At 66.0% G+C, this 19,169-nt stretch carries 21 protein-coding genes; 9 read left to right on the forward strand and 12 right to left on the reverse strand.

From position 1 onward, the window contains the following. Positions 1 to 232: 232 nt before the first annotated feature. Positions 233 to 877 carry a hypothetical protein gene (locus NFR49_RS07995; RefSeq protein ID WP_251159118.1) on the forward strand — a complete coding sequence of 215 codons (645 nt, stop codon included), beginning with the start codon at positions 233 to 235 and terminating at the stop codon, positions 875 to 877. 69 nt (positions 878 to 946) lie between these two features. Here the strand turns inward: NFR49_RS07995 and NFR49_RS08000 are convergent, their stop codons facing one another. Then, positions 947 to 1,441, reverse strand: coding sequence for a methylated-DNA--[protein]-cysteine S-methyltransferase (locus tag NFR49_RS08000; RefSeq protein WP_251159119.1), 495 nt, complete (start codon positions 1,439 to 1,441; stop codon positions 947 to 949). A 374-nt stretch (positions 1,442 to 1,815) separates the two neighbouring features. On the opposite strand from NFR49_RS08000, the gene NFR49_RS08005 reads away from it, so the two are divergent. The 5 genes from NFR49_RS08005 to NFR49_RS08025 all read left to right on the forward strand — a co-directional run bounded on the left by NFR49_RS08005 (position 1,816) and on the right by NFR49_RS08025 (position 6,611). Next, a complete protein-coding gene (locus tag NFR49_RS08005; protein ID WP_251159120.1) occupies positions 1,816 to 3,300 on the forward strand; it encodes a uracil-xanthine permease family protein in 1,485 nt (494 codons plus the stop codon). Between the two features lie 123 nt (positions 3,301 to 3,423). Then, positions 3,424 to 4,116 (forward strand): DNA-3-methyladenine glycosylase I, encoded by a 693-nt coding sequence (locus NFR49_RS08010; protein WP_251159121.1) that lies wholly within the window; start codon positions 3,424 to 3,426, stop codon positions 4,114 to 4,116. Between the two features lie 392 nt (positions 4,117 to 4,508). Then, on the forward strand, positions 4,509 to 5,312 hold the full coding sequence (locus NFR49_RS08015; protein ID WP_251159122.1) for a hypothetical protein: 804 nt from the start codon (positions 4,509 to 4,511) through the stop codon (positions 5,310 to 5,312). Further along, positions 5,309 to 5,728: an HIRAN domain-containing protein gene (locus NFR49_RS08020; protein ID WP_251159123.1), complete on the forward strand. Its 420-nt coding sequence runs from the start codon at positions 5,309 to 5,311 to the stop codon at positions 5,726 to 5,728. The genes NFR49_RS08015 and NFR49_RS08020 overlap by 4 nt, the downstream gene beginning before the upstream one ends. After that, on the forward strand, positions 5,718 to 6,611 hold the full coding sequence (locus tag NFR49_RS08025; protein WP_251159124.1) for a tetratricopeptide repeat protein: 894 nt from the start codon (positions 5,718 to 5,720) through the stop codon (positions 6,609 to 6,611). The genes NFR49_RS08020 and NFR49_RS08025 overlap by 11 nt, the downstream gene beginning before the upstream one ends. On the opposite strand, the gene fic is transcribed toward NFR49_RS08025, so the two are convergent. After that, positions 6,586 to 7,191, reverse strand: coding sequence for a protein adenylyltransferase Fic (fic, locus tag NFR49_RS08030; protein ID WP_251159125.1), 606 nt, complete (start codon positions 7,189 to 7,191; stop codon positions 6,586 to 6,588). The genes NFR49_RS08025 and fic overlap by 26 nt on opposite strands. A 175-nt stretch (positions 7,192 to 7,366) precedes the next feature. Here fic and NFR49_RS08035 point away from each other — a divergent pair, with 175 nt between their 5' ends. Further along, positions 7,367 to 7,882, forward strand: coding sequence for a helix-turn-helix domain-containing protein (locus NFR49_RS08035; protein WP_251159126.1), 516 nt, complete (start codon positions 7,367 to 7,369; stop codon positions 7,880 to 7,882). A 264-nt stretch (positions 7,883 to 8,146) separates the two neighbouring features. On the opposite strand, the gene NFR49_RS08040 is transcribed toward NFR49_RS08035, so the two are convergent. The 3 genes from NFR49_RS08040 to NFR49_RS08050 all read right to left on the reverse strand — a co-directional run bounded on the left by NFR49_RS08040 (position 8,147) and on the right by NFR49_RS08050 (position 10,845). Continuing rightward, positions 8,147 to 9,112 carry a restriction endonuclease gene (locus NFR49_RS08040; protein ID WP_251159127.1) on the reverse strand — a complete coding sequence of 322 codons (966 nt, stop codon included), beginning with the start codon at positions 9,110 to 9,112 and terminating at the stop codon, positions 8,147 to 8,149. A gap of 165 nt (positions 9,113 to 9,277) precedes the next feature. Then, positions 9,278 to 10,417: a hypothetical protein gene (locus NFR49_RS08045; protein WP_251159128.1), complete on the reverse strand. Its 1,140-nt coding sequence runs from the start codon at positions 10,415 to 10,417 to the stop codon at positions 9,278 to 9,280. A 17-nt stretch (positions 10,418 to 10,434) separates the two neighbouring features. Continuing rightward, on the reverse strand, positions 10,435 to 10,845 hold the full coding sequence (locus tag NFR49_RS08050; RefSeq protein ID WP_251159129.1) for a restriction endonuclease: 411 nt from the start codon (positions 10,843 to 10,845) through the stop codon (positions 10,435 to 10,437). 128 nt (positions 10,846 to 10,973) lie between these two features. On the opposite strand from NFR49_RS08050, the gene NFR49_RS08055 reads away from it, so the two are divergent. Continuing rightward, positions 10,974 to 11,705, forward strand: a complete 732-nt coding sequence (locus tag NFR49_RS08055) for a hypothetical protein (protein ID WP_251159130.1) — start codon at positions 10,974 to 10,976, stop codon at positions 11,703 to 11,705. A 192-nt stretch (positions 11,706 to 11,897) separates the two neighbouring features. Here NFR49_RS08055 and NFR49_RS08060 read toward each other — a convergent pair whose 3' ends face one another. Continuing rightward, entirely contained in the window at positions 11,898 to 12,332 is a 435-nt protein-coding gene (locus NFR49_RS08060; protein ID WP_251159131.1) for a TIGR04076 family protein, read from the reverse strand. A 442-nt stretch (positions 12,333 to 12,774) separates the two neighbouring features. Next, positions 12,775 to 13,413 carry an NAD(P)H-binding protein gene (locus NFR49_RS08065; protein ID WP_251159132.1) on the reverse strand — a complete coding sequence of 213 codons (639 nt, stop codon included), beginning with the start codon at positions 13,411 to 13,413 and terminating at the stop codon, positions 12,775 to 12,777. Between the two features lie 191 nt (positions 13,414 to 13,604). Here NFR49_RS08065 and NFR49_RS08070 point away from each other — a divergent pair, with 191 nt between their 5' ends. After that, positions 13,605 to 13,970, forward strand: coding sequence for a winged helix-turn-helix transcriptional regulator (locus NFR49_RS08070; protein ID WP_251159133.1), 366 nt, complete (start codon positions 13,605 to 13,607; stop codon positions 13,968 to 13,970). Between the two features lie 49 nt (positions 13,971 to 14,019). Here the strand turns inward: NFR49_RS08070 and NFR49_RS08075 are convergent, their stop codons facing one another. The 5 genes from NFR49_RS08075 to NFR49_RS08095 form a co-directional block, all read right to left on the reverse strand. After that, positions 14,020 to 14,760 carry an ABC transporter ATP-binding protein gene (locus NFR49_RS08075; RefSeq protein WP_251159134.1) on the reverse strand — a complete coding sequence of 247 codons (741 nt, stop codon included), beginning with the start codon at positions 14,758 to 14,760 and terminating at the stop codon, positions 14,020 to 14,022. After that, on the reverse strand, positions 14,750 to 15,547 hold the full coding sequence (locus tag NFR49_RS08080) for an ABC transporter ATP-binding protein (protein WP_251159135.1): 798 nt from the start codon (positions 15,545 to 15,547) through the stop codon (positions 14,750 to 14,752). The genes NFR49_RS08075 and NFR49_RS08080 overlap by 11 nt, the downstream gene beginning before the upstream one ends. Positions 15,548 to 15,591: 44 nt before the next feature. Further along, positions 15,592 to 17,178 carry an ABC transporter substrate-binding protein gene (locus NFR49_RS08085; protein ID WP_251159136.1) on the reverse strand — a complete coding sequence of 529 codons (1,587 nt, stop codon included), beginning with the start codon at positions 17,176 to 17,178 and terminating at the stop codon, positions 15,592 to 15,594. Positions 17,179 to 17,192: 14 nt separating this feature from the next. Then, positions 17,193 to 17,963 (reverse strand): ABC transporter permease, encoded by a 771-nt coding sequence (locus NFR49_RS08090; protein ID WP_251159137.1) that lies wholly within the window; start codon positions 17,961 to 17,963, stop codon positions 17,193 to 17,195. Between the two features lie 94 nt (positions 17,964 to 18,057). Then, positions 18,058 to 19,023, reverse strand: a complete 966-nt coding sequence (locus NFR49_RS08095) for an ABC transporter permease (protein ID WP_251159138.1) — start codon at positions 19,021 to 19,023, stop codon at positions 18,058 to 18,060. Positions 19,024 to 19,169 lie beyond the last annotated feature (146 nt).

The following is a 19,169-nucleotide window of genomic DNA, read 5'->3' on the forward strand; positions in this document are numbered from 1 at the left end:
CGGATGCGTGACATGGTGCCTGGCCCACCCGGCGCGTGACAGAGGGGCCTGACCCATCTGTCACTTCGCCTATCAGAATGTTGATGGGGACCGGCCGGCGTGCTGGCTGCCGCCACCCGCCGCTCGGGCCCTCGCTGCCCTTCTGCTATCAGCTAAACAGTTGCAACAATATATGCATCCCCTGTATACTTCCTCAACATATTCCAAACCGGTCGCGACCGTTGGAGGGCCCATGAAGTCCAAACAGGACCTTCTCGTGGCGGTATCCCTGCTCTGCGGCGTCCTCGTCGTCTGCCTGGTGGGATGGCGCGTCTTTGGCGCCCCCGGGGCCGAGGGGGACCTCGACTCCCACGGTGGGGAGGGTGCGGGGCAGCCGGCGGCGACCGCGGAGCCGGCCCCCGACCCGCTCTCCGCCCAGGCCGCGCCGCGCCAGGTAGACCCCGACCCCGACCTCGTGGCCGCCATGGAGTGCGAGCCCGTGGACGAGGGCCTGCTCGACGGCACCGCCGCCGACGACGGCACGGGCCGCTACTCCGTCCCCGACTTCGGCGACGTCCTCCGCGCCGTGCAGGTGGAGGTGGGGGAGGGCAACGAGCCCGGGAGCCGCTGGTGGGTTCTGGTCATGGAGCGGCCCGGCGACGCCGACGACCCGCGGGTGCGTCGCCGGGCCATCCTCACCAACGCGCCGGGGCTTTCCGACCCGGTGGAGCGCCGGCTCGAGCAGTTCGGCGGCAAGGCGGTGTACATCGACCTGCCCGAGGGCGACCGCTGGCAGTACGTGGACTGGGACGACGCCAGGCTGGTCCGCGCGGCCTCGGCCCTGGAGTGCTCCAGACGGTGTCTCGGCGACGGCGACGGCGACTGGGTCTGGGAGTAGGTGGTCCGGGAGCAGGCCACCTGCGCAGGCGGGGACCTCGCCCTGTGCCCCAAGCCGGCCCCGGCCCTCTCAGAGGGAGACGCCCTCGTGGGCCAGGAGCCAGGCCTTGGCGTCGAGACCCCCGGCGTAGCCGGTGAGCGACCCGTCCGCCCCACACACGCGGTGGCACGGCACCAGGATCGCCGCCGGGTTGGCCCCTACGGCCTGACCCACGGCCACCGCCGAGGCCCGGGTGCCCTTGGCGACGAGGGAGCGGGCGACGGCCCCGTAGGTGGTCGTGGTGCCGTAGGGGACGGTCAGGAGGTGTCGCCAGACCGCCTCCTGAAACGGGGTCCCCGCCAGGCGGAGGGGCACCGTGGAGGGGGAGGGTGCGGCCTTGGCAAAGTAGCCGTCGAGCCAGAGCAGGGCCTCGGCGATGCCGGGGACGCGGCCGTCGGTGACGGTGCGGCCGTCGTCGCGTGCCTCGGGGGCCCGGCCGTCGAGCCAGAGGCCCGTGAGGGCCCGGCCGTCACCGGTGAGGGTCAGGGTGCCGAGGGGCGAGGGATAGGTGGCTCGGTACTCCATGGCGCACCCCTTTCTTCCCAGACGGCGTCTGTGGACACCGTGTCCGATTCCGCCAACGGTCTCGATATACAAGATTCTGAAGGAAACCACGGACGGGTCGACGGCGGTTTTCGGCGACGTTGTCCGGTGAACGCCAAGGTGTTCATAGATGAAAGATACTAATATCGATATATGCAGATAGTCCCTGCTTTTCAGTGGCTTCTACCGTTCGCGGTTCAGAAAGATTTTAAAAGAATCCGTTGAAGTGTTTGCCCTACCCTAGTGATATACAAGACAAAAAGTTTGGAGGAAATACTTTTAGTTTTCCAGAAAGGGCGAGCACACCACTGTTTTAGCGGCTGCACACAACCGTTATGAGAGGGAGGATCTTACCAATGACCCCAGCTCAGAATCTCGAAGCGTCCAAGAAAGTGTCCACGACCGGCTCGCCCGAGGAGCCGGAATCCCTGTTCCACCGTGACGGAAAACCGTCCCCCAAGTACTACGTGCCCCTGGCCCTCCAGCACGTCATGGCGGCCATCATCGGCATCATCACGCCGGCCATGATCGTGGGCAACGCCTGCGGCCTCCCCTCCGAGGACAGCGCCATGCTCATCCAGGCGGCCATGCTCTTCTCGGGCATCGTGACGCTTCTCCAGGCCCACCCCCTCTTCGGTCGCGTGGGCTCCGGCCTGCCGGTGATCACCGGCGCCTCCTTCGCCTTCGTCCCCGTGCTCAACTCCATCGGTGCTGCCGACGGCATCGCCGCCGTCATCGGCGCCCAGTTCGTCGGCGGCTTCGTGGCCATGGCCTTCGCCCTCTTCCTCAAGCCCCTGCGCAAGCTCTTCCCGCCGGTGGTCATGGGCACCGTGGTGTTCTGCATCGGCCTGTCGCTGTACTCGGTGGCCGTGGGCTACATGGCCGGCGGCAACGGCGCCGCCGACTTCGGCAGCGCCCAGAATTGGATCGTGGCTCTGGTGACCCTCGCGTTCTGCATCTTCTTCGGCAACTTCTGCAAGGGCGTGCTCAAGCTGGGGTCGCTGCTCTTCGGCCTTCTTGCCGGCTACGCGGTGGCGCTCGTCCTCGGCATGGTGGACTTCGGCGGCATCGCCGGGGCCGCCTGGGTGTCGCTGCCGCGCTTCCTGCCCTTTGGCATCGAGTTCCGTCCCGACGCCATCGTGTCGCTGGGCTCCATGTTCATCATCGCGGCCGTTGAGATGATGGGCGACTTCTCGGCCACCACCAGCGGCGCCATGGACCGCGAGCCCCGCTTCAAGGAGCTCAAGGGCGGCATCCTCTGCGAGGGCTTCGCCTCCACCGTGGGCGCCCTCTTCGGCGGCCTGCCCACCTCCACCTTCGCCCAGAACGTGGGCATCACCACCAGCACCCGCGTGGTGAGCAAGCGCGTGTTCGCCTGCGCCGCCGGCATCCTCATCGTGGCCGGCCTCATGCCCAAGTTCGCCGCCGTGCTCAACACCATCCCCATGGCCGTGATCGGCGGCGCCACCCTCACGGTCTTTGGCTCCATCACCGTGACCGGCATCCGCATCCTCACGGGCGACGGGCTCTCGGCCCGCAAGGGCACCATCGCCGGCACCTCCATCGCGCTCGGCATGGGCATCTCCATGGTGTCGGGCGCCCTCGCCGGCCCCGGGATCCCCGCCTGGGTCACCAGCATCTTCGGCGGGTCGGCCATCGTGGTCACCACGCTCATGGCCATCGTGCTCAACCTGGTGCTGCCCGACCCCGACGGCGAGCGGGCCGTGGGTGCCGTGGAGGAGGACGAGATGATCGGCATCGACGGCGCGGACCTTGCGGCCGACGAGCACGAGGCCGCGCTCCACGGGCACGCCGTCCCGGCGGAGTCCAAGGCCCTGTAAGGTCACTGCCTGTCCTTGATATCCGGTAGACGCGTCGGCGCCCGGGGTCCTCGTGGCCGCGGGCGCCGACGTTTGTGTATAACTCGAACCCAGGCGCTACCGGCATCGCGGAGAGGAGTCCCCATGGAACACCCGTCGTCCCGGCCTGCCGCCCGTACCGGCTGCGGCGGCGGCTGCACGGGGTTCAAGCCTTCGAGCCCGCGCTGCGTGCGGTGCCACGGCCGGGCGGGGGAGGGCTACGGCGCGCTCTGGGAGGACGGTCGGGGCCGCTGCGCCTGGGCCGATCCCGACAACCCCGCCTACGTGGCCTATCACGACCACGAGTGGGGCGTGCCCAGCCACGACGACGGGCACCTCTTTGAGATGCTGGTTCTGGAGGCCTTTCAGGCGGGGCTGTCGTGGGAGTGCATCCTCAACAAGCGGGAGGGGTTCCGCCGGGCCTTCGATGGCTTTGACCTGGAGAAGGTCTGTGCCTACGACGAGGAGAAGGTGAAAGCCCTCATGGGGGACCCCGCCATCGTGCGCAATCGGGCCAAGATCCGCGCGGCCATCAAGAATGCCCGGGCGTTCAAGGCGATTCAGGGGGAGTTCGGCTCGTTTGCGGGCTACCTCTGGGGCTGGGTGGACGGCGTGCCGGTGCGCGAGACCGGCCGCACCACGTCGCCTTTGGCCGAGCGGGTCTCCCGCGACCTCAAGCGCCGCGGCATGGCCTTTGTGGGCCCGGTGACGGTCTACGCGTACCTGCAGTCGGTGGGGGTGGTGCAGGGGCACGAGGAGGGCTGCTGGCTGCACGGGGAAGGCGGGCCGCGGCGCTGAAGGGCGGGGGCTGTGGCGGCGCTTCTAAGGTGCACCAGGTAGCTAGTTGGTGCACTTTTCGGCCGGCAAGCGCGCCCGCACATGCACCAAGTGGCTACTTGGTGCAGGTGGCGACCGGGAGAGGGCTCCCAACCCTGCACCAACCAGCCGCTTGGTGCACCTATGGGCCCGGAAAAGCCTCCACACCCGCCCACGCCCCTACGCAGGCCACCAGTTGCGAACGAGGGGCAGGGCCCGGTGGCGCGGATATGTCCCCAGTCATGTTCAGGGGGGCCGATGCGCCTCTCCACTCGACTGCCATGGGGCAGAGCTCTTATGGTGCTTTCAGTTATGGTTTAGGGAAGCAACCTGAGAGAAGCATCCGTGTCCGTGCGCATCGGAGGGAGGGCCCTATGGAAGAAGAGGTGCGGTCGGTCATTGACGAGCTCGTGGCCACGCGCCGCCGCATAGTCGAGGTGCTGTTTGAGATCGACGAGATCCGCCTGCAGGTAAACCCGCAGATCCTTGCCGAGTACGCCGGGGCCGTGGGGTACCTGGAGACAGACCTCTACTCCTGGCAGCTCAAGGCACGCCGTCTGCGCCGGAAAGCGATCCTCTTGCGTGCCGCTCTCAACCGCGGCGAGACCCTCTCGGACAAGGCCCTCGACGCCACCCTCGACACCGAGTTCGAGGCCTGGCAGCAGGAGCTCTCGCGGCTCATGGCGGAGCAGCTGGACCGTCTGGAGTACCTTGCCGGGTCACGCCCGCTCTCGCCGTCGGAGACCGCCGAGGCAAAGCGCTTGCACCGCATGTTGGTGAAGCGCCTACACCCCGACATCCACCCGGGTCAGACCGACGAGGAGCGGCGCTTCTTCGCCATCGCCCAGGCCGCCTACGAGGCCGGCGACCTCCAAGGTCTGCGGGCCGTCGCCACGGCCACGGAGCATCTCGACGAGCCGCTTGACTCCGTGGGAGCCGGGGGCGGCGAGCAGGACGCCGCCGTGGACCTCGTCATGGCGGAGGCGCAGCTCAACGTCCTTGTCGACCAGCTGGAGGGGCTCAAGTCGAGCTATCCCCACATCCTGCGGGAGCTCCTGGGCAGCCCGAGGGAGCTCGCGCGCGTGCGCAGGGACCTGAAGGCACGCATCGCGGAGCAGAGGAAGGTGGCCGAGGCCTACGAGGAGGCCATCAGGGAGCTGAGGGAGGAGAAGCGGTGAGTGGGGAGGGTGCCGGCACGTCCGCCGGTCTCGCGACGATCCTGAGCCACGGGGGCTCTCTGGGAACCTTGGGAGGGGCGTCCCTCTCGATACCCATGCCCTTCGAGTCCAAGATCGTCCTCTACGAGAGCATGCGCATCGCCGGCACCGCCCATGTGGAGGCCATCGACGAGCTTGTGGCGTCCATGCCCGAGGACGCCACGGTCTCCCTCATCCGCGAGCCCGACAATCTGGCCGACCAATGGGCCATCCGCGTGGAGTACGGGGGCAAGAGGCTGGGGTTCGTCCCGGCCGACCGCAACGAGGTCCTCGCCCGCCTCATGGACGGCGGCAAGACCCTGCGTGGAGAGGTGCTCGATCGCGAGAAGGTGGGCCGCTGGTGGAAGCTGCACATGGAGGTGAGTCTTGTTGACTGAGCATGGAAGCGCCGTGGCCCCGCGGGGTGGGTCGGGGTTCGACGCCGACCCCTTCAGCGTCATTCCGGAGCAGACGATCGTGTACGACAACGGCGACGAGTTGCCCGGTATCTGGTTGACCGAGGCCGTCTACGACGAGGGCAGCAGGTATCTGGGCCGTACCTACCTGAGTCCGTACGCGCCTGAGGGCGACTTTCACGGCGAGGACGCCCTCTGGTACGGCGGAGGGTATTACGACGAGGCCATGGCCCTTAGGGACCCGAGCCAGGCGGCGGAGCGTCAGCGGCTTTTTCAGGCTGTGGAACTCCTCTACCGGCACGGTGCCGGGCAGGGCAACGCCGTGGCGCAGATGAACCTGGGTTACGTGTACTACTACGACCGAGCCGCCGGAGCGTACTGGGAGGGAGGCAGCTGCTTCTCGGGCCTGGACGGCCCGATGCCGCTGAAGGAGCGGGCGTTTTGCTGCTTTTTGCAGGCATCGGATGCGGGGCTTGCCGAGGCGTCGTACAAGCTGGGCGACTGCCACAAGAACGGCGTCGGGTGCGAGCCCGACGACGGTGAGGCCTTCCGCTGCTACCGGCTAGCGATGGATCAGGACGGCCACGGAGCCACCTACCTCTCGGGCAGCATCGCGCTGCGGTTGGCCGACTGCTGCGAGGAAGGCCGCGGGTGCGGGCATGACTTTGCGAGGGCGCTCGAGTACTGCCGCCTGGCCGAGACCTACCTGGATGCGGCCGTGAACCGAGGCTCGTGGTACTACAAGAAGGCCCTGCGCGGTGCCCGCGACGGCATCCTCTGCTGCGAGCAGGAAATCGCCCTGGGGGAGTCAGCGTGCGGACCTTGCGCTCCGCGCCCCCTTACTGCTCGTGAAGCGGGTAGATAGCGTACCCCTCGTAGCGGTAGCTGGCGTCGATGCCCTTCATGTAGACCTGTCGGTCGTCCACGGAGTCGGTGAGGGCACCTTTGATGAGGGACTTGATCTCGGTGTCGCGCACGGGGCTGCGTTCCATGGCAAGGAGGTAGTCCTCCTTGTCGATGAGGCTCCAATCGACGACCTGGCCGAGCTCCTTCTTGAGGATGGCGTCGAGCCAGATGCGGGTGCTTCGCCCGTTGCCCTCGCGGAATGGATGGGCAACATTCATCTCGACGTACTTCTCGACGATCTGGTCGAACGTGCCTTGGGGCATGGCCTCGATGGCATCCAATGCGGCGGAGAGGTACATCGCGGGTGCGAAGCGGAAATTGCCTTTGCTGATGTTGGCAGTACGTCGCTGACCGGCGAAGTCGTACACGTCTTGAAACAGGTATTTATGGATCTTGGCGAGCGATGCGAACGTGCCGGGTTCCAGCGTGTCGAGAAGTCCGGTTTCAAACAACTCGAGGGCACGCTGCTTTGTGAGGCGCTCCTCCTGCTTGGCGAGCTCAAGGTCGTTCCCTATGCCGAGTTTGTTCTCAAGAGCCACGAGGCCTCCATGTGCGTCGGGTTGCCGTATGCACCATTGTACCGGTGCTTTGCTGCGCTTCTCTCTATCGCTTGCCCCATCTACCTCGCGCAACGCGAATGTGAGTTTGCGTTGCTTGCGGCTGCGGTCGTCCTGCGGCATATCTGGGGAGACGGTTGCGGCGACGGGAGGGCCCATGCTCGGCGAGACGATCAAGAACCTGAGAAAGTCCAAGGGGCTCACCCAGGAGGAGCTTGCCGTCAGGCTCAACGTGGTGCGTCAGACGGTGTCCAAGTGGGAGCAGGGGCTCTCGGTGCCCGACGCCACCATGCTGGTGACGCTTTCGGAGGAGCTGGACACGCCGGTGAGTGTGCTTCTGGGCGAGCCGGTGCCCGGGACCGAGCCCGACGGCCTTACGGCTATCGCTGAGAAGCTGGAGGTGGTCAACCTGCAGCTGGCCCGGCGGCAGCGGCTGGAGCGGTCGGTGCTGTTCTGGGTGCTCGTGGCGGTCTGCGCGGCCGTGGTGGCGATGTTTGCGCTGCTTGTGGCCATGGGGAGCCCATACCTGGGATGGGAGCTCGCCGACCCGGAGACCGCGGTGGCCGCCACGGCCCTCCATGGATTTGAGTGGCTGTTTGTGCGGGCGGCGCCGGTGGTGCTGCTGGCGGCGGGGGCGGGTGCTGCGGTGGTGTGGAGGCGGCGTCGCTCTTAGGGTGCACCAGGTGGCTAGTTGGTGCACCTGGCGGCCGGGCAAAGCCTTCCAAACCTGCGCCAACTAGCTATTTGGCGCACTTCTCGACCGGAAAACGCTTCCGCACCTGCACCAGGTGGCTACTTGGTGCACCTGGCGACCGGGCAAAGTCTTCCAAACATGCACCAACTGGCTGGTTGGTGCAGGTTCCGGCTGGAAAAGGGCTTCCCAACCTGCACCAGGTAGCTACTTGGTGCACCTTCCGACCGGCGAGCCCCCACGCCCCTACGCCGGCCACCAGATGCGCACGAGGGGCAGGATGGCGCGGGCCTCGCCGTCGGCGCTGTCGTAGCACTCCACGTAGAGGCGCACGAACTCGTCGAGGTCGAGAAGCTTCACGGGCACGTTGGAGCGGTCGGCCTCGTAGCGGGCCTCCCGGGTGAAGCCGCCCGTGCTCACGTAGAGCCCGCGGTCGCTTGCGCGCAGGCCGCCGATGAAGGAGCGCACCTCCGGCGCCCCCATGGCTCCCTTGCGGTGCTTCACCTCGGCGATGATGCGCGGGCTCTCAAGGCCCAGGGCATCCGGGGACGCGATCAGGTCGCGCCCGCCGTCGGGCCCCTTGGGCGTCACGCGTGCATGGTAGCCCATGGCGCGGAGAAGCCCGGCCACCAGCTGCTCCATCTCCTCCCAGTCGAGCTGGTTCACGCGGTCCTTGATGCGCTCGACGCCGTCGTTGTAGGTGGTGGCACGGGCCTCCTCGTCGTCGGAGGGCGCCGGCTCCTCATCGGCCGCCGGCGGTAGTGCGGCGGCGCGAAGCACGTCGGCCATGACCTCGTCAGAGATCGAGAAGATCGTCGAGATGGAGCCCAGCGAGTTTTTGGAAGACGTCGAGAGGCTGTCGCGCGGGGCCTCCTGGGCCCACACGACGGCGCGCCGGTAGGTCATGGCCTCGTTGCCTGCAACGGGTTCACAGGGGCCCATCACCTCGCCGATGTGATAGAGGCGGGCCTGGGGATCGTACATGACGACGGTGCTACCCTCGACCATGGCATGGACAAAGCGGTTCACCTGGCCGGCCGCCGCGGCGATTCTGGCGCGGCTCTCCTCGGGGTGGAGGGACTCGTAGGCCGCCCTGATCTGGTCGCGGGACATGGCGGAGATGTCGGCGCCTCCCAGGTCCCATCCGATACCGATGACACCGTTCTCGATCCAGTTGGACGCGTAGGCGCCGTTGCGGCCTGCGCGAATCATCCATGCATCCATGTGAGCTCCTGTGGGTGGTTTAGGTGACTGGAGTTGGGGGCGAGGGGGCACTCCGAGGAATTCCGATAACCGGCCAAGCTGAAACAATATCAATGCTAGAAGGGTGCGTTTGCGCCATCACTGGGGAAATGAAGCACCCCCCGTTCTTCACTCTCATCCTTCCTTTGCGAGCTCGATTTTCAACCTGTGAGACTTTCCGTTGAGCATTAAATCAGCAATAAAATAGCGTGACTCATTGAGTGTACTGTTAATTTTCGCTGCTAGGTCTCCCTGGCCTTCTATTGGTTTCAGAATGGGGTCCTCGAATTCGCTTCCCCGGAGCGAAAAAGAGGATTTGTGCCAAGAGATCCTCAGTGCATCTTCGAGAACTAAGTGATAGTAGCTGCAAGTATCCTCTTGATATGCCGTATAGTCTGCGACTTTGGTGTCGGATGCATCGTATACCGCAACGGTTGTAGCATCGTGTCGAACCCGATTGCTCCCTATGCTTGTTCCTATGCAGATACCATCCGGTATTTCCTCAAGGGGAGTATTCTCTGGGGGAATGGTGCCGGCGGGAAATACATACATTGATCCGGAGCGGACCTCTAGTTCCCTGCTTAGAAGGGCTTCGGCAATACTCACCGATTCATACCATTTTTCTTCCGGTATGAATATTGATTCATGATTATATAAATCGCGAACAATATCTAGGAGCCTAACGACCAATAGGGATAGTTCAGAAAAGTACGAAACAGCGGCTTCGTATCGGGTGAGGTAATCAAACTTAGTTCCTGCGACCTTCTTGCCCTTTGGGTCTGCATGGACAAGATCTGAGTACAGCCATGAGTTTGCCAAAACACTGTCCGAGACGTAATCCGTCTCGGGATTACCGTCTTTATTTATCGACTGGACACTACGATAGATGGCATTATCGCTATTAAATCTATCCTCAAACCAGCCACGGACTTCTTCAACGGAGGCAATTTGGTCTTCTGATGGAGAGAATCCTTCCATGCACTTTTTGATCGCATTTATGACCTTGGGCATGTACATCGGCTCGGATTTAACAATGAAAGGCCGGAGACGAGATGTCAATGATTCGATAGACTCCTCTTTGATGAGAATGCCTTTGCTGAGTATGCCTTCGCCAGACGGTTTCACAGTCAGCGTCAGCTTGGGAGCGGCATAGTTCTTGACTATGCCGCTCCGGACCAGCGAATGGTCTTCGACTCTACGAGCCCTATATATAAATCGTTCTAGAGTCTGCTGTGGTGACAGAGCTGGTTCGTTCGACCTCTTCCCCTTGTCCAAAGAGACTCCCTTTCTCCCTATTCCATCACCTGGATGATGTCGAGCATGTCCTGGTAGCTATGGACCACGTCGTAACGTACGCCATCGTCGGAAAACTCGTTGAAGAGGCGTCTTGCGCAGGCGATCTTGCCGTTCTCAATGTCTCTCGGCGATAGGGCGTCAAGACTGCCCTTGGTCTCCGCGATAAAGAAGATGTGGCGCACGCTATCCTTCTTGAACGCGATGGCCCAGTCGGGGGCGTAGTTTCCCACCGGCGTGGGAATCTGGAACGAGCGGGGGAGCTTCGCGTAGCCAAAGATTGAGAAATAGGTGGCGGCGAGGGAGAGCCTGTCTCCCGAGCGCAGCTGGACCACCAGGTCGTCTTTGAGAATGCTCGAGCGGTTATCAAACGGCTTATTTCCAAGAGGTATGCCGGGGTAGACCTTCATATTTCGGTTAGACTTCAACTTGCTTACGAGGCTAGGGTAGCACTGGCGGGTATCGGCTCGGTGCTGGGAGCTGTCTTCATGAATGAGAGATGCACCCAGCACACACTGCGACAAGGAGGAATGCCCCTTTGGCTGACAAGGCTGATATCGAGTTTCTAATGGTGGATTCCACTGGCGCAAACGACGAGGCGGTTGCAGCCGCTCTTCGTTGGCTTGCTGAGCAAGGAGGAGGCTCCGTCGTTGCCCCTGACAAACGCACGCTGCAGAGCACCCTTGGGGCGCCAACTGACGCCGCATTTGAAAGGCTCGAACGACGTTTGAGCGGCATGGGCATAACGCTAGCCTGGAAACGGCGGGGTCTTCCTTTTAGGGCGCAGCACGTTGTAGCTCTGTACATGGACAAAACGATTGACGACGTTGTGCAGAACGGATGCGTCGAAAAGCTGCTGATTATACCTTGGACACAGGATGAGCTAGATTGGTTCAAGACTGCATACGATTTCGTGATTGTTGTCGTTGCCGATGGCGGAGGCATTGATGCTGCCGATACCCAGCCAGAGACGCAAAGCGTCGAAGAGCTCGTCCCGGAAGAGCTGGACAAGATTCTCCGTATCCTTGCACAGGTGACTGCAGGTTACGATGGCCATCTCCAATGGAGGGAGATCGAGCGCTTCAAGGCAGAGCTTATGAACTACTCGAACGAGTGGATGCGTTTGGACTCTGACGTTGTGTTCCGTCGCTGTATCGAGCTCGAGATGTCGGCTACTGTCTCAGAAGCAGTGCGTGGAATGGTGAAGCGGCTGCACGAGGGACATAGGTTTAGGCCCAAACGAGGTTATGAGGACGGCTGGAGGCGCTAGGTTTCGCTATGGGAATCAGCTTTGGAGGGCATCCCGGCTTTTTCGCAGGGTGAACAAGGTGTACTACTAAGGCTGTTTAACCGTGGCGGTTATGTTTTGGACTTAACTTTCGGGCGCCGGTAGCCGTGGCCGCGCCGCCGTGCCCGCCACGCTCCTCCGCGGCTCCGAGCGGCCACGGCGCGGCCCGTCGCCTCACCCCGTGTACGCGTCCTCCGCGCTGACGGAGAAGTCCTGCTTGGCCAGCCACCCCTCCTCTTCGGGCGTCTCGGGGATGTCGATGCGCTCGATCTTGAAGACCACGGGCCGCGTGCCGTCGTTGCAGCAGGCGATCATCATGCGGTCGTCGTTGGTCCAACCCTTCATAATCGTGCCGCCCTGGAGCGCGGTGTAGATGTAACGGTTGACGGCGTCCCACGCCTCGCCGCAGGGCCAGTCGCCGCCGTCGGCTTTCCGCGTGCCGCGGCCCAGGTGGTAGTAGTCGTCGCGTTCGGGGGTGCGCTCAAAGAGGAACTCGTCGCCCACGGAGAAGCACGGGCAGGGACCGCTATGAGGGTCGGCCAGGTACTTCTCCTGAAGGGCTTTGTTGCACGGGGCCTCGAGCACGGTGACCTTGCACTGATGCTGCATGGGATCCTCCTGGGCGTGGGGCCGGGCAGCTCCTATGATGCGCCGTGGCGCCACGTCCGCCGAGGGTCATCGGCGGACGTCGTAAACCAGGTCGACGATGCCGTTGTAGGGCCACTGGCCGGGGGAGAGCTCCGACACGATCTGCCGGTACGTGTTCCAGCCCAGTTCCCGCCACCCCTGGGACATGCACCAGGTGGCTACTTGGTGCACTTTTCGGCCGAGAAGAGCTTCCCAACATGCACCAAGTAGCTAGTTGGTGCACCTGGCAGCCGGAAGAGGCCTTCCAAACATGCACCAGGTAGCTAGTTGGTGCACCGTGCGCTCTGCGCCGGCCTGGGCGCGTCCGTCGGCCCGCAAGGTGAAACGGTGCAGCGGGGCCCGGTCGACCGGGGGGTCCCACCGCACCGTCGGCGTCACAAAAGGCAGGTCGCCCGGGCCCAGATCACACCTCGGCGAGCGCGTCGGCGACGGGCGTGTCGCCGCTTCGCATCATGACCACCTTGCCCACGGTGTTGGGCCGGTCGAGCACGCCGGCGAGGACGGCCGCGACGTCGGGGATCGGGTTGGAGCCGTCGTGGGCGGGGTCGAGCTCGATCCTGCCGGTGCCGGGCTCCTCCTTGAGGATGCTGGGCTGCACGATGGTCCACGCGAGTCCCGAGCGGTGGGTGAGCCACTCGTCGGCGAAGAGCTTCGCGATGTTGTAGTCCGTGATGCCCGAGAGCGACGGCTCCTGGGCCCAGCGCTCCGGCTCCATGGCAAACAGGGAGCTCAACATGACGAACCGCTGCGCCCCGACCTGCTTTGCCGCACCCATGAGCTTGACCGCCCCAAAGGCGTCGGTCTGCAGGAGGTCCTTGCCGCGCGACCCGGCCACGCAGTAGACGGCGTCGCATCCCGCGACCCGCTCGGCCATCTCATCCACGGTCCAATGGAAGTCAAAGCGGCAGGGGACAACACCCTCGGGCCACTCCAGACCCTCCGCGCCGCGCGACGCCGCCACCACCTCGTTACCCGAAGAGACGAGGTCCGCCACCAGGGCCTTGCCCACGCGCCCACTTGCCCCCGCTACGAATACCTTCATCGCGCCTACCTCCTGAATCCTTGCGACGGGCCGGTCTTTGGTCTGGGGCTGGAGTGCGGCTGGGACCGATGCCTCTCCCGTCGGTTGATGCCGGTACGGCTTCATGGTCTAATCGTATGTGCTTGTTTGCAAGAAGGCACTTTTTTGTCTTGTACTATCCTTTTGTATAGTGTTAAGTGCAGGGGGCTGCAGTGGACAGGGAGAAGATCGCAGGGTACAGCTGCCCGATCGAGGCCTTCATGGGGGTCCTCGGCGGCAAGTACAAGGCCATTATCGCTTATGAGCTCATCGGCCGGACGCTCCGCTACTCGGAGCTCTCCCGGCTCGTCCCCAAGGCCACGCCCCGCATGCTGTCGCGCCAGCTCAAGGAGATGGTCGAGGACGGCATCGTTCATCGGGAGCAGTACCCGGTGGTTCCTCCCAAGGTGGAGTACTCGCTCACGGAACTCGGCGAGACGCTCGTCCCCATGATCAGGCAGATGGCCGAGTGGGGCGACCGTTACTTCGAGCTGGCGGGTGTCCCTGCTTCCTGTGACGACGTGAACCCGTTCGCGTGAGGGTTCATGTGCGTCAGGTGGCTACTTGGCGCACCTCTCGCCCGGAAGCCTACGCCCGCTCGCAGGCCTCCAGCTCCTCCGTGATGCGGCCGCCCCCTATCCGGTAGATGCGGTCGCAGAACCCGCCCACCAGGGCCGGGTTGTGGCTGATGAAGAGAAACGCCGTGCCCAGCTCCCGGTGGATCCTCCCAAGCAGCGCCATGACCTTGGCTTGGACGGTGACGTCCAGGGCGCTCGTGGCCTCGTCGCACAGGAGGAGCTTGGGCCTGCCGATGACGGCCCGCGCGATCGCCGCCCGCTGGCACTCCCCGCCGGAGAGCTCGTACGGAAACCTCTCCACGTAGGACCCGGGCAGCTCCACGGCCTCGAGCGCCTCCCTCACCAGGCGGTCCTTGTCGACCCCCTTGAACCTTGGCAGGTAGCGGGCCCCTTCAAAGACGGCGTCGCCCAGGCGCATGGTCGGGAGAAGCGACGCCTCCGGGTCCTGAAAGACCATCTGCATCCCCAGCCAGGCCCGCCTCGCCGCGGCCGACCGGCCCCTCGGCAAGCGGCCGCTCCCCGGGCGCTCCACGCCGTCAAACCACACACGGCCCCCGCTGGGGGAGAGGAGCCCCGCCGCGATGCACGCGAGCGTGCTCTTCCCGCTGCCGCTGGGGCCCATGAGCCCCACGCGCTCCCCGGCCCCCACCCACATCGACACGGCGTCCAGGGCGAGCAGCCCGGACCGCCGGTACCTCTTGGACACGCCCTCCAGGCGGAGAAGGGCGTCCCTGCCGCCCTCAGGCCCCATCGCCGACCCTCCTGAACGTCCTTGTCGTCCTCGGCACGGCGTCGATGAGCTCCCGGGTATAGGGCTGCGACGGCCTTGCCATCACCCGCTCGGTGGGGCCCTCCTCCACGATCCTCCCGCCCCTCATCACGGCGATCCGCCGGGCCACCCGCGCGGCGAACCCGATGTCGTGGGTCACCGTGACGAGGGCCACGCCCTCCCTCGCGTTGAGGTCGCCAAGCAACCCGCCCACCTTGTCCCGGGCCTCCTCGTCCAGGCCGCCGGTGGGCTCGTCGGCCAGCAGCAGGCTGGGGCCGCACGCCACGGAGAGCGCGACGGCCACCCGCTGGCACTGGCCTCCGGACAGCTCACGGGGAAACGCCGCCAGGACCCGCCCGGGGTCCTCGACGCCCATCCTCCGGAGGAGGACCTCCCCCCAGCGGGGCGGGGCCTCCTTGCCGTGGGCCCGGAGCACCTCGTCGAGCTGCCGCCCGACGGTGAACAGCGGGTCAAGGGACTCCCGCCCGTTCTGGAAGACGTAGGCGATCTGCGACCCTCGCAGGGACCGCAGCACACTGTCCGGCGCCGTGACGAGGTCGGTGCCGCGGAACTCGATGGCGCCCGACTCGATGCGGGCCTGGCGCGGCAGCAGCCGTGCGATGGAGCGCAGCAGCGTGCTCTTGCCTGACCCGCTCTCGCCCACTACGGCGAGGCTCTCCCCGGCACCCAGTCCAAGGCTCACCGAGGCCAGAGCCCGGTTGGGGCCGTAGCTCACGGTGAGGGAGTCTATCTCGAGCAGTCCGTCCATGGGCGGCGCGCTTTCTGTCGTGTGCCCCGCATCCGCGCCGGGGGTCAGGCGACGTCGGTGTCGACCGTCACGAAATAGTACTCCGAGGGCGCCACGTCGAGACCGGACACGGCCGAGGTGCACAGCACCGTCGCGTCGGGGTTGGAGAAGAAGACGCAGGGGCTGTCGTCCAGCACCACCTGGGCGATCCGGCGCGCGATCCCGTTGCGCTCGTCCTCGTCGAAGGTCTCGTCCAGCCGTGCGACGAGGGCGTCCACCTCCCCGTTGGAGTAGCCGCCGTAGTTGGCCGAGGCCCCGGTGACGAAGTGGGTCCTCGCGAAGTAGGCCGGGTCGCCGGTGGGGGCCATGGCGGAGCTGTCGAGGGTCATGTCGGGGTCGTCCTCGGCCCAGGTCCCCTTGTCCTCCAGGAAGTAGTCGGTGGGGACGATCCGGAGCCGTATGCCGGCCTGGGCGAGCTTGGACTGGAGGTCGTCGGCGATCTGGACGAAGCGCTCGTAGCTGGTGCAGGTGTAGAGGTCGAGCTCCACCGGGGCGCCGTCGAGCTCGCGGACGCCGTCGCCGTCGGTGTCGGTTATCCCGGCCTCCTCGAGGGCCCGGGCGGCCGCCGTCACGTCGCAGCGGTCCACGGTCACCTGGAGGCCCTCGGTGCCCCCGAAGGGCAGGGTCCGGCTGTAGACGCCCCAGCTCGGGGTGGCGTTGCCCTGGCAGACGACGTCCGCGTAGCCGTCCCGGTCGATGCAGTATGCGACGGCCGTGCGCACCGCCGCGTTCTGGATGACGGGATGGGTCATGTTCATGCAGATGAAGTCGGCGCGGGAGGTCGTTTTCCGGGAGACCCGGTAGTCGCCGTCGCCGTCCCGGGCAAGGGTGGCCAGGGTGGAGGCGGAGGGCATCGCCACGGCGTCGATCTCTCCGTTCTGCATGGCCATGGTGATGGCGTTGTCGTCGGAGAAGCAGGTGAGCCTCACCTCTGAGAGCTTGGGGGTGCCCCGCCAGTAATGCTCGTTGGGGCCCATGACGATGTGGCTCTCGGCCTCGAACTCCCGCATCATGTAGGGTCCCGTGCCCGGGGTCTCCCTTGTGTAGTCGACGTCGTCGCCCACGTAGTACACGCACAGGAGCGGGTCGCACAGGGCGTTCTCCAGGGAGGGAACGGCCTCCCTCGTCCTGATGGTGAGGGTGTTGCCCTCCGCCGTGAGCCCCTCGCAGGGCAGGGTCTCCATCCCGCGCGGGTTCCTCTCCAAGGTGCGCTCCCAGGCGGCCTTCACGGCGGCGGCGTCCACGGCCTCGCCGTTGGAGAACTCGATGCCGTCGTTGAGGGTCACCTTCCAGGTGCGGTCGTCCACCCGCTCGGCCCCCTTGGCCAGCCAGGGCTCCGGGGTGAGGTCGTCGCCCACCCTGAAGAGGGTCTCCACGATGCCGTAGTAAGTGAGGTACCAGCTGTCCCACTCGGAGGCGGGGTCCATGGTCTCGGCGGAGAAGTGGGTGGTGGAGCCGGCATGGAGGGCCTTCTCGCCGGAGGCGTGCGGGGAGCTCTGCCCGCCGCCGGAGCACCCCGCGAGCAGGAGGGCGCCGAGCAGTAGGATGAGTGCGGCCATCGCGGGCCGCGCCGTCGTGACGGGTCGGGTCATGGTCTCCCCCAGGTTCATCCGGTCGTGTCTCGGGCGCACCCTGCGGGCCCGCTGGGCCGGGCGCCACCGTGGGCCTGCGACCCGGCGTCGAGTGCCTCGCGCAGCGTGTCACCCAAAAGGTTGAAGACCGCCACGGTCAGGAAGAGCGCCGCCATGGGCACCAGCATGCACCAGATGGCGTACTGGAACGTGGGCTGGGCCTCGGCCATCATGGCGCCCCAGTCGTTGGTGGGGCGCTCGGGGCCAAGGCCGATGAAGGAGAGGCCCGCCATGGTGAGGACCACGTCGCTCACGGAGAGCGCCGCCAGGGTGATCGTGGGCCCTGCCACCTGGGGCAGCAGGTAGCGGACGACTATGGCCCCGGTGGGCGCCCCGCACATCCTCGCCGCCTTGAGACGGTCGGACCGCCTGAACGACGCGGCCAAGGCCCGCGAGAGCCTGGCGAACTGCGTCCAGTACACCGCGGCTATGGCCAGCACCATGTTGGGCACCCCCGGGCCGAGGACGCCCGCGACGGCCACCGCGAGGACGAAGCTCGGGAAGGCCTGGAAGGCCGTGACCACCTTGTCCGCGACGTAGCCCCACGGCCCCACGAGATAGCCGCCGAGCAGGCCCACCGCCACGCCCACCGCTGCCACCACGGCGACGGTGGCGAGCCCCAGGAGCACCGACTCCCGACCACCGGCGACGGTGCGCATGAGGACGTCCCTGCCCAGGGAGTCGGTCCCCAGCAGGTGGCCGTCGCCCGGCGCCCGGAGGGACTCACCCAGGTCGGTTGCGTTCACGCTGGCGGGGAGAAATGCCGGCGCGACGAGGAGAAACCCGACGAAGGCGCAGGTCAGGGCCACTGCAAATAAGAGTCTCCGCCTGTCGCGCGCCCTAGTCATCCCCCGCCTCCCCATCGATGGAGGGGTCGATGAGCCGGCAGGCGCCGTCGACGGCGGCGTTGACGAGCAGGTACACGACGGCCGCCACGAGCGCGTAGGCGCCTATGAAGGGGTAGTCCCGGTGGCCCACGGCCTTGATGGTCTCGAAGCCGAGGCCGGGCCAGCCAAAGATCCCCTCCACGATCGCCGAGCCTCCCAACAGCATCCCGAAGGCCGTGCCGGCGAGGGTGAGGAGCGGCACCAGGCTGTTCTTGAGCACGTGGACAAGGACGATGCGCGGCTCCGGGACGCCCCGCGCCCGGAGGCCGTCCACATAGGCCGACGAGAGCTGCCCTATGGCGACCGTCCGCAGCTGGCGCGTGAGCCATGCCGACAGCGGGAGCGCCGTCGCGACGGTGGGCAGGAGGATGCCCGCCAGGTCCCTGGTCGAGAGGACGTCGAGCATCCTGAGGCGCACGGAGAACACGTAGAGCAGCAGGAGCGCCACAAAGAACGAGGGCATGGAGCAGAAGAGGTAGGTGGCCGCCTGCACGGCCCTGTCCAGGGGCCCTCCCTGCCAGTAGGCGCAGGCCAGGGCGAGGGGTACGGAGACGAGGAGTGTCAGCACGATGGACGAGAGGGCCAGGGCGAGGGTGTAGGGCAGCGCGTCGAGCAGCACCTCGGCCACCGGCTCGCCGCTTCTGAGGGAGGTCCCGAGGTCGCCGCGGAAGACGCCCGCCGCCCAGCCGGCGTATTGCTCGGCAAAGGGCCTGTCGAGGCCCAGCTCCGCGCGTTTCTCGGCGAGCTGTGACTCCGTGGGGGAGACGCCCGCCTCAGCGAACGACCTCACCGCAGCGTCGGTGGGGGAGAGGTACGAGAGCAGGAAGGCGACCAGGGTGACCAGGAGCACGACGACCAGGGCCCCGGCCAGGCGGGTCAGGACCGGGGCGGCGCCGGTGGTCCGGGACTTCTCGAACACGGTCGGACGGTCACCCCCTGGGTCTCTCGTCGGTCGAAAACGGCCCGCCGACGGGGCCGGCGGGCCGCCTGGCATGCAGCTGTCTATGGGAGGATATCAGACATTGATTGTGCTCCCGGGCTGTGGGCGGTGGGTGGTGGGATCGG

The organism is Caniella muris, assembly GCF_943193035.1.
In the GTDB taxonomy this organism is placed as follows: domain Bacteria; phylum Actinomycetota; class Coriobacteriia; order Coriobacteriales; family Atopobiaceae; genus Granulimonas; species Granulimonas faecalis.

What these genes read in the sequence shown, in the direction of transcription:
- NFR49_RS08065 (WP_251159132.1), bottom strand. Translation starts at nt 13,413, where the DNA reads ATGAAGGTATTCGTAGCGGGGGCAAGTGGGCGCGTGGGCAAGGCCCTG.
- NFR49_RS08075 (WP_251159134.1), bottom strand. Translation starts at nt 14,760, where the DNA reads ATGGGGCCTGAGGGCGGCAGGGACGCCCTTCTCCGCCTGGAGGGCGTG.
- NFR49_RS08085 (WP_251159136.1), bottom strand. Translation starts at nt 17,178, where the DNA reads ATGACCCGACCCGTCACGACGGCGCGGCCCGCGATGGCCGCACTCATC.
- NFR49_RS08035 (WP_251159126.1), top strand. Translation starts at nt 7,367, where the DNA reads ATGCTCGGCGAGACGATCAAGAACCTGAGAAAGTCCAAGGGGCTCACC.
- NFR49_RS08060 (WP_251159131.1), bottom strand. Translation starts at nt 12,332, where the DNA reads ATGCAGCATCAGTGCAAGGTCACCGTGCTCGAGGCCCCGTGCAACAAA.
- NFR49_RS08015 (WP_251159122.1), top strand. Translation starts at nt 4,509, where the DNA reads ATGGAAGAAGAGGTGCGGTCGGTCATTGACGAGCTCGTGGCCACGCGC.
- NFR49_RS08000 (WP_251159119.1), bottom strand. Translation starts at nt 1,441, where the DNA reads ATGGAGTACCGAGCCACCTATCCCTCGCCCCTCGGCACCCTGACCCTC.
- NFR49_RS08005 (WP_251159120.1), top strand. Translation starts at nt 1,816, where the DNA reads ATGACCCCAGCTCAGAATCTCGAAGCGTCCAAGAAAGTGTCCACGACC.
- NFR49_RS08080 (WP_251159135.1), bottom strand. Translation starts at nt 15,547, where the DNA reads ATGGACGGACTGCTCGAGATAGACTCCCTCACCGTGAGCTACGGCCCC.
- NFR49_RS08050 (WP_251159129.1), bottom strand. Translation starts at nt 10,845, where the DNA reads ATGAAGGTCTACCCCGGCATACCTCTTGGAAATAAGCCGTTTGATAAC.
- NFR49_RS07995 (WP_251159118.1), top strand. Translation starts at nt 233, where the DNA reads ATGAAGTCCAAACAGGACCTTCTCGTGGCGGTATCCCTGCTCTGCGGC.
- NFR49_RS08010 (WP_251159121.1), top strand. Translation starts at nt 3,424, where the DNA reads ATGGAACACCCGTCGTCCCGGCCTGCCGCCCGTACCGGCTGCGGCGGC.
- NFR49_RS08040 (WP_251159127.1), bottom strand. Translation starts at nt 9,112, where the DNA reads ATGATTCGCGCAGGCCGCAACGGCGCCTACGCGTCCAACTGGATCGAG.